The organism is Caulobacter sp. GW821-FHT09A05 (assembly GCF_059418465.1).
Genome location: NZ_JBWKPX010000055.1, coordinates 1 through 9,329 on the forward strand (window position 1 = coordinate 1; position 9,329 = coordinate 9,329).

8 protein-coding genes are annotated in these 9,329 nt (G+C 71.2%); 3 read left to right on the forward strand and 5 right to left on the reverse strand.

Annotated elements, in window-relative coordinates:
• Positions 1–70 precede the first annotated feature (70 nt).
• From AC07NX_RS25970 to AC07NX_RS25980, 3 genes are read right to left on the reverse strand one after another with little or no spacing between them, the layout of a single operon-like run.
• Positions 71–850 (reverse strand): aminotransferase class IV, encoded by a 780-nt coding sequence (locus AC07NX_RS25970; protein ID WP_494645984.1) that lies wholly within the window; start codon positions 848–850, stop codon positions 71–73.
• Entirely contained in the window at positions 847–2,199 is a 1,353-nt protein-coding gene (gene pabB, locus AC07NX_RS25975) for an aminodeoxychorismate synthase, component I (RefSeq protein ID WP_494645986.1), read from the reverse strand. Before pabB ends, AC07NX_RS25970 begins: the two co-directional genes overlap by 4 nt.
• A 53-nt stretch (positions 2,200–2,252) precedes the next feature.
• Positions 2,253–3,692 (reverse strand): MFS transporter, encoded by a 1,440-nt coding sequence (locus AC07NX_RS25980; RefSeq protein ID WP_494645987.1) that lies wholly within the window; start codon positions 3,690–3,692, stop codon positions 2,253–2,255.
• Positions 3,693–4,029: 337 nt separating this feature from the next.
• Here AC07NX_RS25980 and AC07NX_RS25985 point away from each other — a divergent pair, with 337 nt between their 5' ends.
• Entirely contained in the window at positions 4,030–5,574 is a 1,545-nt protein-coding gene (locus AC07NX_RS25985) for a dienelactone hydrolase family protein (RefSeq protein WP_494645988.1), read from the forward strand.
• A 268-nt stretch (positions 5,575–5,842) separates the two neighbouring features.
• Here AC07NX_RS25985 and AC07NX_RS25990 read toward each other — a convergent pair whose 3' ends face one another.
• Positions 5,843–6,616 carry a tyrosine-protein phosphatase gene (locus tag AC07NX_RS25990; protein WP_494645989.1) on the reverse strand — a complete coding sequence of 258 codons (774 nt, stop codon included), beginning with the start codon at positions 6,614–6,616 and terminating at the stop codon, positions 5,843–5,845.
• Positions 6,617–6,694: 78 nt separating this feature from the next.
• Between AC07NX_RS25990 and AC07NX_RS25995 the strand changes: the two genes are divergently transcribed.
• Positions 6,695–7,450, forward strand: a complete 756-nt coding sequence (locus AC07NX_RS25995) for an alpha/beta fold hydrolase (protein ID WP_494645990.1) — start codon at positions 6,695–6,697, stop codon at positions 7,448–7,450.
• A gap of 158 nt (positions 7,451–7,608) precedes the next feature.
• Here AC07NX_RS25995 and AC07NX_RS26000 read toward each other — a convergent pair whose 3' ends face one another.
• Entirely contained in the window at positions 7,609–9,063 is a 1,455-nt protein-coding gene (locus AC07NX_RS26000; RefSeq protein ID WP_494645992.1) for an AMP nucleosidase, read from the reverse strand.
• A gap of 191 nt (positions 9,064–9,254) precedes the next feature.
• On the opposite strand from AC07NX_RS26000, the gene AC07NX_RS26005 reads away from it, so the two are divergent.
• On the forward strand, positions 9,255–9,329 hold a 75-nt coding region (locus AC07NX_RS26005), incomplete at its 3' end, for a hypothetical protein (RefSeq protein ID WP_494641857.1).

Below are 9,329 nucleotides of genomic sequence, written 5' to 3' on the forward strand. Positions count from 1 at the left end.
GCCAAATCTGCTTCCACAGCGGCGACGAAGCCGACTTCATCGCCCGCCGGGAGACTTCTTCAACGGCCTGCTAGGGCTGCATCGCCTCGCGCAGGCGCTCGACCAGCGCATGGGGTCCGAAGGTCTCGCCCTCGAAGCGCCGGGCCGGCCGCACGCCGACCAGGCTGTTGGTCAGGAACACCGCCTCGGCCGCGTCCAGGGCCTCCGCCCCGCTGGCCACCTCGTGGACGTCGACGTCCAGCTCGCGCGCCGCCGCCATCACCCGCCGACGGGCCAGGCCGTCCAGCACGCCGCAGTGCAGGGCCGGGGTGAACAGCGATCCGCCCGCCACCCAGAACAGGTTGGCCGCCGCGGCGCAGGCCAGGTCGCCGCGGTTGTTGCGCATCACCGCCTCGTCCGCGCCGGCCGCCCGGGCCTCGGCGCGGGCCAGCACGTTGTCGACATAGGACAGGGTCTTGAGACGCGCGGCGGGCGAGCCCTCGTTGCGGCGGGTCCTGGCCAGGACCAGGTCGACCGGCGTGGTGGCGACCGGAGCGGCGGCGGCCGTCGCCGCCAGGCGCGGGACCGGGGCGGCCGGGCGGTCCAGCCCCCGCCCGCCGGAGCCGGCCGTCAGGGTCAGGCGCACGGCGGCGCGGACCTGGTCCAGCCCCGCCTCGGCCGGCGCGGCCCGGCAGAGCGCGCGCGCCGCGTCCAGGTCGAAGACGGGCAGGCCCAGGATCTCGCAGCCGGCCGCCATCCGGGCCAGGTGGGCGTCCAGGTGCGGCAGGTCGCCGCCGGTCCACAGCATCGTCTCGAACAGGCCGTCGCCCAGCAACAGGCCGCGATCGTCCAGGGGAAAGGCGTCTGTCATCCGCGGGGCGGCTCCATCAGGGCCCGGCGCAGGGCGGCGAACTTGGCTTCGGTCTCCAGGCGCTCGGCATGCGGATCGCTGTCGGCGACGACGCCCGCCCCGGCCCTGGCTTCCAAACGCCAACCCTCCCGATCCTGTTCAAGGCCGACGGTGCGGATCAGCACGCTGGACTCCAGCGTCCCGTCGGCCCCGGCCCAGAACAGCGAGCCGCAATAGGGGCCGCGCGGGGTCTCCAGCTGGGCGATGACCTTCATGGCCTGGACCTTGGGCGCGCCGGTGATCGAGCCGGGCGGGAAGGCCGCGCGCAGCAGGTCGGCCACCGCCAGGCCCGGGGCCAGCCGGCCGGTCACCGTCGAGACCAGGTGATGGACATTGGCGAAGGTCTCGACCTTGAACAGCTCGGGGACCGCGACGCTGCCGGGCGGGCTGACCCGCGCCAGGTCGTTGCGCATCAGGTCGACGATCATCAGGTTCTCGGCCCGGTCCTTGGCGCTGGCCGACAGCTCGGCGATCAGCCGCGCGTCCTCGGCCTGGTCGGCGCCGCGCGGGCGGGTGCCCTTGATCGGCCGGGTCTCGATCGTCAGCTCGCCGCCCCCGTCCTTGACGGCTACCTTCAGGAACCGCTCCGGCGAGTTGGACACCAGGGCCCGGCCCGGCAGGCGCAGATAGGCCGAGAACGGCGCGGGGCTGTCGGCGCGCAGGCGGGCGAACAGGTCGAACGGATGGGCGCCGGCGACCAGCCGCCCGGTCCAGGCCCGGGCGATGTTGGCCTGGAAGATCTCGCCGCCGACGATGCGCTCGACCACCTCCGCCACCGCCGCCTCGTAGGCCTCGCCGTCGCTGGCGCTCAGCGCCTCGCACAGCGCGCCGTCATGCGCCGGGGGCGCGGGGACGTCCAGCCAGCGCAGGGCGGATTCGGCGCGGGCCCGGGCGAAGCCTTGCGATCCGCCGCGGCCGATCGCCAGAACCCGCCGCTGCAGGTGGTCGAAGGCCAGCAGGGCCGGATAGCGGGCGCAGGCCAGGTCGGGCCAGCCGGTGCGCGCCAGGCCCAGGGGCTCGACCCGGTCGCCCAGCTCGTAGGCGGCCAGGCCCACGACCCCGCCCTGGAACGGCGGCCCCTCGGGGTCCACGCCCTGGTGCGGCCCGACCAGCTCGGCCAGGGCCGCGAAGGGGTCGCGAGGGTCGGCGGCGTCCAGCGCCAGCGTGGCGTCCGGCTCGCGCAGCAGATAGGACCACCGCCCCGCCTGGCCGCCGGAGATCAGCGCGCAGGCGTAGGATTCGTCCCGCCACGGGGCCGCGGCCCAGACCGGGTCGCGCCAGGGGGCGCTGATGAGGACGACGTGACGCATCGGCGGGTGATACCGCCCCCCGCGTCCGGACGCTACGCATTCAGGGCGCGGAATCAGGTTTCCCGCCCGCCGCCCCTGACCAGGAACAGCACGCAAAAGCCCATCAGCAGCAGGGCGGCCACCGGCAGGAAGCCGCCGACCTGGCTCTTGAACACCGCCGTGGCCAGGGCCACCAGCAGCGAGCCCAGCCACATCGTCGCCGTGCCCGACAGGGCGTAGAGCCCGAAGAACGCCGCCGTCTTGTCCGGCGGGCACAGGCGGATCAGCAGGGTGCGGCTGGAGGCGTACTGGGCGGTGACGAACACCGCGATCAGCAGGCCCAGGCCCAGATAGATCAGCTCCGGCGCGGTGCGGAACAGCGGCCCGTTCCAGACCGGCGCATGGGCCGCCGGGTCGTAGGACCAGAAATAGAGGATCTTCTCGCGGCCCATGCCCAGGGTGGCCACCAGCACCGCCAGCGAGGCGGCGATCTCCAGCTGCACGGCCTTGCGCGGGCCCAGCGTGCGATCGAACCACGGCGCGGCCAGGCCGCCGACCACCCCGAAGACGCTCAGCGAGATGCCGTAGGCCAGCATCTCCAGCGCGCCCCATTTCATCAGGCCGGCCGCCAGCAGCCCGCCGAACACCAGGAGCGCCGTCATGCCGTCGTTGTAGAGCATGCGCGCGCCCAGGAAGAGGGCGACGTCGCGATGGCCGCGCAGGTCGCCGAAGATGTCGCGCAGCATGGCGATCCCGGCCCGCAGGCTGGCCATCCAGCCGCGGCCGGTGCGGACCGCGTCGGGGGTCCACAGGAAGAACGGGATCGCGCCCAGCAGCATGACCGCCGCCGACAGCGGCCCGGAGATCCGGCTGGGCTCGTTCCTGGCCGGGTCCAGGCCGAACAGCGGCGCGCGCGGCACGCCGGGCCAGTCGACCTGGCCGGGCAGCACCATGCCCCACAGCATGAAGACCAGCAGGGCCACCGACAGGCCGTTGGCCACCGCGTAGCCCAGGCCCGAGATCAGGGCGGCCCGGCCCGGGACGGCTCCCGCCGCCCGGCCCAGCAGCGAATTGCTCAGCACGTCGCCCCAATTGTAGACCAGACCCAGGACGATCAGCAGGGCGCTGGTCGCCATCAGCGGCAGGCCGCCCGCCGGCATGGCCCACCACAGGGCGACCAGGGCCGGGACCATCACCGCCAGCACGCCGCCCAGCATCGGCTTGCGCGGCCCGTACTGCTCGATCATCGCCCCCAGCAGCGGCGCGGTCAGGGCGGTCAGCAGGCCGTAGGTCGTGGAGATGTTGGCCACCAGGGCCTGACCCGCGACCGGATCGCCGACCAGCACCCGTGAGAAGTAGGGCGAGAAGATGTAGATGGTGATCAGGATCACATAGGGGTCGCGCGCGCCCTGCTGCAGGATCCAGGCGAGCGCGCCGCGCGGCAGGCCGGACTTCAGCGGGGCGACCGGCTCGCCGCTCGCCGGCGCCGCCGCGGCGGCCGAGACCTCACTCATACGGATTCCACCCTGTTTGCGCGGCCGTCGTCTGCGCGGCGGCTGGGGGGAGCGTGGCTTTGAAACGGGCGTTTGTCACGGGTCAAAGCGAGCCTCGGATTCCCGTCCCTATCGTTCGTCATTCCCGCCCTGAAATGACGGGATCCACCGCGACCGACAATGTCCGCCGCCGGCGCTGAGCGCGGACATGCTGATCGTTGTTCGGGGTGGAAAACGCAAGCACCCGGCGCGCCTGCTGGCGATACGGGCGCCTGGATCTCTCAGCTTCACATTACAGAAGCTTTAGTTGGCGCCGTTCGGGAACGCGGCCATGGCTGCCCCGCCCGAGGGGAAAGACATGCGCGTATTGTTTCTGTTGCTGTTGCTTCTCGCCGCACCGTCCGTAGGCCTCGCCAACTCCAACTTCACCCGCGCGAACCCGCCCGGCCCGCACGCGGTAGGATTGAAGGTCGTCGAGCAATACGATTTCTCCCGCGCCTATCGCGGGCTCACCGACGTCGCGACGGGTAAGGTTGTCACCGGAGAGCGAGCGCGGCCGATCCAGACCTTCGTCTGGTACCCGGCGGCGAACACCGCCAAACCGATCATGACCGTCGCCGACTATCTCAAGATCGTCGCCAGCGACGACGATTTCGAGCACACCCCCGCCGAGCGCGCGGCCCTGGAGGCCGCGTTCACCCGGCAACGGACCGGCGCCCTGTCGCCGCAGCGCGCCAAGGCCGAGCTGGCCGCGCCGATGCAGGCCCGTCGCGACGCGGCCGCGGCGCCCGGCAAGTTCCCGGTCGTGATCTACGCCCCCAGCTTCAGCGCCTGGGCGTCCGAGAACGCCGACCTGTGCGAATACCTGGCCAGCCAGGGCTATGTGGTCATCGCGAGCCCCAGCCTGGGTCAGGCTCAGCGCGACATGACAACCGACCTGGAGGGCGTCGAGGCCCAGGCGGGCGACATCGAATTCCTGATCGGCTACGCCCATGGCCTTCCCCAGGCCGACACCAACCGCCTGGCCGTGATCGGCTATAGCTGGGGCGGCCTGGCCAATGTTCTGGCCGCGGCCAAGGATAGCCGCATCGACGCCCTGGTCGCCCTGGACGGCTCAGTCCGGTACTGGCCCCAGTTGCTTAAGCAGGCCGCCTACGCCACCGAGGCCCGCGCCACCGCACCGCTGCTCTTTATCGCCGCTCGGCCGCGTGAGATCGAGGAGCTGTCGGAGGGGCGCAACGAGGTCACCAGCCCGCTCAATCACATGAAGTACGCCGATGTCTACCGCGTGACGCTGGCCCCGATGGCGCACGAGAACTTCTCGGTGATGTTCGGCCAGCGGCTGCTGGGCGACAGCCGTTACGACGAGTACGACAAGGACGAGCTGTCGACCGCAACCGCTTGGATGGAGACCTATGTCCGCCGGTTCCTGGACGCCTATCTGAAAGGCGACGCAGCCAGCCGGGCGTTCCTAGACCTGCCGGCCGCCAAGAGCGGCGCGCCCGCCCATCTGCTGACCACCCGCGTGACCCACAGCCAGGGCGCGCCGCCCACCCGCGCGGCTTTCGCCGCCGAACTGGCTCGCCAGGGTTTCGGCAAGACGTCGAGCGTCTACGAGGCCTTCAAGGCCCGGGAGCCCAACTTCACGCTCTCCGACGACGAGCTTGTGAGCTGGGGCTACCAGCGCATGGGCGACGGGGACATCGGCGCGGCGATCGCCCTGCTTCGGCTGGACACCGAGATCCACGCGGACAGCTGGAACGCCTTCGACAGCCTGGGCGAGGCCTACGCCAAGAACGGCGACAAGGCCCTGGCGATCGCCGCCTACCGCCAGTCGCTGGTGCTGAACCCGAAGAACACCAACGGGGTCGAGCAACTGAAAGCGCTCGGGGTGCAGCGTTAGGGGCGCAAAAGGCCCACGACGCAACGTCCGCGACGGGTCCCGTCCCACCATCTGCAGCGGAGCCCGATCCGGACCGTCAGATCGCGGCCGCGAGCAATTGTCGGTCTCGGGTGACGCACGCCCTTGTGGCGGGAACCCCTCTTTGCGCCGCAGGTGCGGGAGTGTGGCGCGATAACGCGCCACGGCGCTTCACCGTCAGCTAGACGAGGGGTTCTCGCCACAAGGGCGAGAATGACGGCTACATCCTGGGCTCGAGATGCTGTCCGCCCTACAGCAGGATATGCGCCCGCACGGCTTCGCGCCCGGCCGCGTCCAGGCCGACCGCCTGTTCCAGGTAGCCGTCCAGCGAGCCGTGCCGCGCCTTCATCGCCGCGATCGCGGCGGCCAGGTAGTCGGCCTCGACGCCCATGGCCGCGCGCACCGCCGCGTCGGACGGGCGGCGGCCCAGCTCGACCTCCAGCAGGTCGGCGAACTTCGGCCCGCGGCGGGCGAAGCGCTCCTCGTCGTTGGTCAGCAGGTAGTCGTCGACCAGGTCGTCGTCGGCGACCCCGGCCACGTGGTGGGTCAGGGCGGCCAGCAGGCCGGTGCGGTCCTTGCCCGCCGCGCAGTGGATCAGCACCGGTCCGCGCGCCGCCGCCAGGGCCTGGAAGTAGCGGCGGAACAGGTCCAGGTGCCGCTCGGCGAACGGGGCGCGGCGGTAGTAGTCGACCAGGTAGCCGCGGATCGACGCCACCGACAGGTCCGAGCCGCGCAGGAAGGCCTGCCAGGGATCCTCGCCGGTCACGCCCTGGTCGTTGTCGATGACCTCGGCGGCGAAACCCGCCCAGCGCCGCGACGGATCGCGCCGGCGCTCGTTGGGCCGGCGCAGGTCGACGATGGTGCGGAGATCCAGGCCCGCCATGGCGGCCAGGTCGTCGTCGGTGGCCTGGGCCTGGTGGGCGGCCCGGAACAGCAGGCCCTTCTTCAAGCGGCCCGCGCCGGCGGCGTAGTCGCCGAAATCGCGGAAGTTCTCGACGCCTTGCAGGACGATGTGACGGGTCATGGCGCGCTTGTTAGCGCCGCCCGGTGACGAAAGCGAGACGGCTTCAAATCCATTCATCCCGGCGTGTAGTGTGCGCCCATGACCGACCTGCACCGCTTCCAGAGCTTCGACGGCGTCTCGATCGGCTATCGCACGCTGGGCGACCCGGCGGGCTGGCCGATCCTGATGCTGCACGGCTTCCTGGCCAGCGCCGAGAGCAACTGGTTCCTGCCGGGAATCGCCGCCGCCGTGGCGGCCACGGGCCGGCGGGTGATCGCGCCCGACCTGCGGGGCCATGGCCGCTCGGACGCCCCGACCGATCCGGCCGCCTGGCCGCCCGACGTGCTGGCCCGCGACCAGGAGGCCCTGGTCGCCCACCTGCACCTGAGGGACTACGACCTGGCTGGTTATTCGCTGGGGGCGCGCACGGCGGTGCGGATGCTGGTGCGTGGCGCGCGGCCGCGGAAGCTGGTCCTGGGCGGCATGGGCGACCGCGGACTGATGGAGGCCGGGGCGCGGGCGGCGATGTTCGAGGACGGCGTCCGGCACGGCGACGCGGCCAAGGATCCCCGGGCCGGCCGGCGGGTCCAGGCGATGATGGCGGCCGGCGGCCTCAAGCCCGAGGCGATGCTGGGCGTGCTGGCCTCGTTCGCGGCGACCTCGGCCGACGAGATCGCCGCGATCGACGTCCCGACCCTGGTGGTGGCCGGCCAGCGGGACAACGACAACGGTTCGGCCGACACGCTGGCGGGCATGATGGCCGACGGCCGCGCCATCCGGGTCCCGGGCGACCACCTGAGCGCGGTGATGGAGCCGGCGCTGGCGGAAGCGGTGGTGGGGTTTCTGGAGGCGTAGGACGGCGGACACTTGCCCCCTACGGATCGCTTCGCGATCGTCTTCCCCCGGAGGGGGAAGAGCTTCGCGCGCAAGGCTCCGCCCCCTATGGGGGCGGACAGACCGCGCAGCGGTCAGGTGGGGGCAAGTGCGTGAGCCGCCTGCCCCCGGGAACCCAATCACCGGAACGGCGGCTCGTCGAAGGCCCGCAGCTTGCGCGAGTGCAGGTTGGCCCCCTCCTCCAGCAGCAGCTTGCAGGTCAGGATGCCGATCTGCAGATGCTGGCTGATCGCCCGCTCGTAGAAGGCGTTGGCCTGGCCGGGCAGCTTGATCTCGCCGTGCAGGGGCTTGTCCGACACGCACAGCAGCGTCCCGTACGGCACCCGGAAGCGATAGCCCTGGGCGGCGATGGTGGCGCTCTCCATGTCGATGGCCACGGCCCGGCTCTGGTTGAAGCGCAGGGCCGAGAGGCTGTGGCGCAGTTCCCAGTTGCGGTCGTCGGTGGTGACCACCGTGCCGGTGCGCAGGCGCTTCTTCAGCTGATCACCCGAGTCGCCGCTGATCGCCTTGGCGGCGTCGTAGAGGGCGCGCTGGACCTCGGCGATCGACGGCACCGGGATCTCGGGCGGCAGCACGGCGTCCAGCACGTGGTCGTCGCGCAGATAGGCGTGGGCCAGCACGTAGTCGCCGATGGTCTGGGTGTCGCGCAGGCCGCCGCAGTGGCCGATCATCAGCCAGGCCTGCGGGCGAAGCACCGCCAGGTGGTCGCAGATGGTCTTGGCGTTGGACGGGCCCACCCCGATGTTGACCAGGGTGACGCCCCGGCCGCCGGGGGCCATCAGGTGGTAGGCCGGCATCTGGTGCTTGCGCCAGGTCGATTCGGCCACCGCCAGTTCGGGATTGGCGGTGTTGGCGGTGATCATCAGCCCGCCCGAGCACGACAGCGCCTCGTACGGGCTGTCGGCCTGGCCCAGCTGCTCGATGCCCCAGCGCACGAACTCGTCGACATAGCGATGGTAGTTGGTGAACAGGATGAACTGCTGGACGTGTTCGGCCGGCGCGCCGGTGTAGTGCTTCAGCCGGGCCAGCGAGAAGTCGGTGCGCAGGCCGTCGAACAGGGCCAGCGGCCGGCTTTCCTCCATCGCCGGGTTCCAGACCCCGTCGGCGATCTCGTCGCCGATGAAGGCCAGGTCGGTGGTCGGGAAGAAGCGGGCGATGTCCTCGGAACGGACGTCGGCCTGGTTCAGGTCGATGCTGGCGTCCAGCACGTAGGGATAGGGGATCTCCTGGCTGGAGCGGTCGATCTCGACCTCGACCTGGAAGTCGTTCATCAGCAGGGTCAGCTGCTCGACCAGGTAGTCTCGGAACTGGTTGGGCTTGGTGATCGTGGTGGCGTAGACGCCGGGCCGGCTGACCCGGGCGTACGAACGCGCCAGCTTGGGCGGCAGGGCCTCGGGATCGTAGATCAGCCGCAGCTCGGGATAGGCGAACGTGCCGTCGAACCGCGTCTGCGGGTCTGGCCGGGTTCCGGTTTCGAGATAGGCGCGAAGCGCGGTCCGCAGGGCGTCGACGGCGCGTTCGTATTCCTGATTGAGCCGCTCGACCGCGGCGATTGCTTTTTCTTGGTTTGACATGGCGCCCTATATCAGCGTTCCGAGGCGTTTTCCAGGCCAAGCCGCGACGACGGGCTTGGGGGCATGGACGAACCGGTTTTCGTCGGCCACAAGGACTCAATGACCAGAAAGCGATGGGAGACGGGGCCGAACGCCTCGCGCCGTCGTCTCGACCAAATCGCTCGGGCGCCGCGCGCTCCGAGGGGGAGCCCATGAACAAACGTTTTGCCTATCTGATCATCGCCTCCATGGTCCTCGGGGTCGCCGTGGGCTGGGCCTGCAACCAG

What these genes read in the sequence shown, in the direction of transcription:
- AC07NX_RS25970 (WP_494645984.1), bottom strand. Translation starts at nt 850, where the DNA reads ATGACAGACGCCTTTCCCCTGGACGATCGCGGCCTGTTGCTGGGCGAC.
- pabB (WP_494645986.1), bottom strand. Translation starts at nt 2,199, where the DNA reads ATGCGTCACGTCGTCCTCATCAGCGCCCCCTGGCGCGACCCGGTCTGG.
- AC07NX_RS25980 (WP_494645987.1), bottom strand. Translation starts at nt 3,692, where the DNA reads ATGAGTGAGGTCTCGGCCGCCGCGGCGGCGCCGGCGAGCGGCGAGCCG.
- AC07NX_RS25985 (WP_494645988.1), top strand. Translation starts at nt 4,030, where the DNA reads ATGCGCGTATTGTTTCTGTTGCTGTTGCTTCTCGCCGCACCGTCCGTA.
- AC07NX_RS25990 (WP_494645989.1), bottom strand. Translation starts at nt 6,616, where the DNA reads ATGACCCGTCACATCGTCCTGCAAGGCGTCGAGAACTTCCGCGATTTC.
- AC07NX_RS25995 (WP_494645990.1), top strand. Translation starts at nt 6,695, where the DNA reads ATGACCGACCTGCACCGCTTCCAGAGCTTCGACGGCGTCTCGATCGGC.
- AC07NX_RS26000 (WP_494645992.1), bottom strand. Translation starts at nt 9,063, where the DNA reads ATGTCAAACCAAGAAAAAGCAATCGCCGCGGTCGAGCGGCTCAATCAG.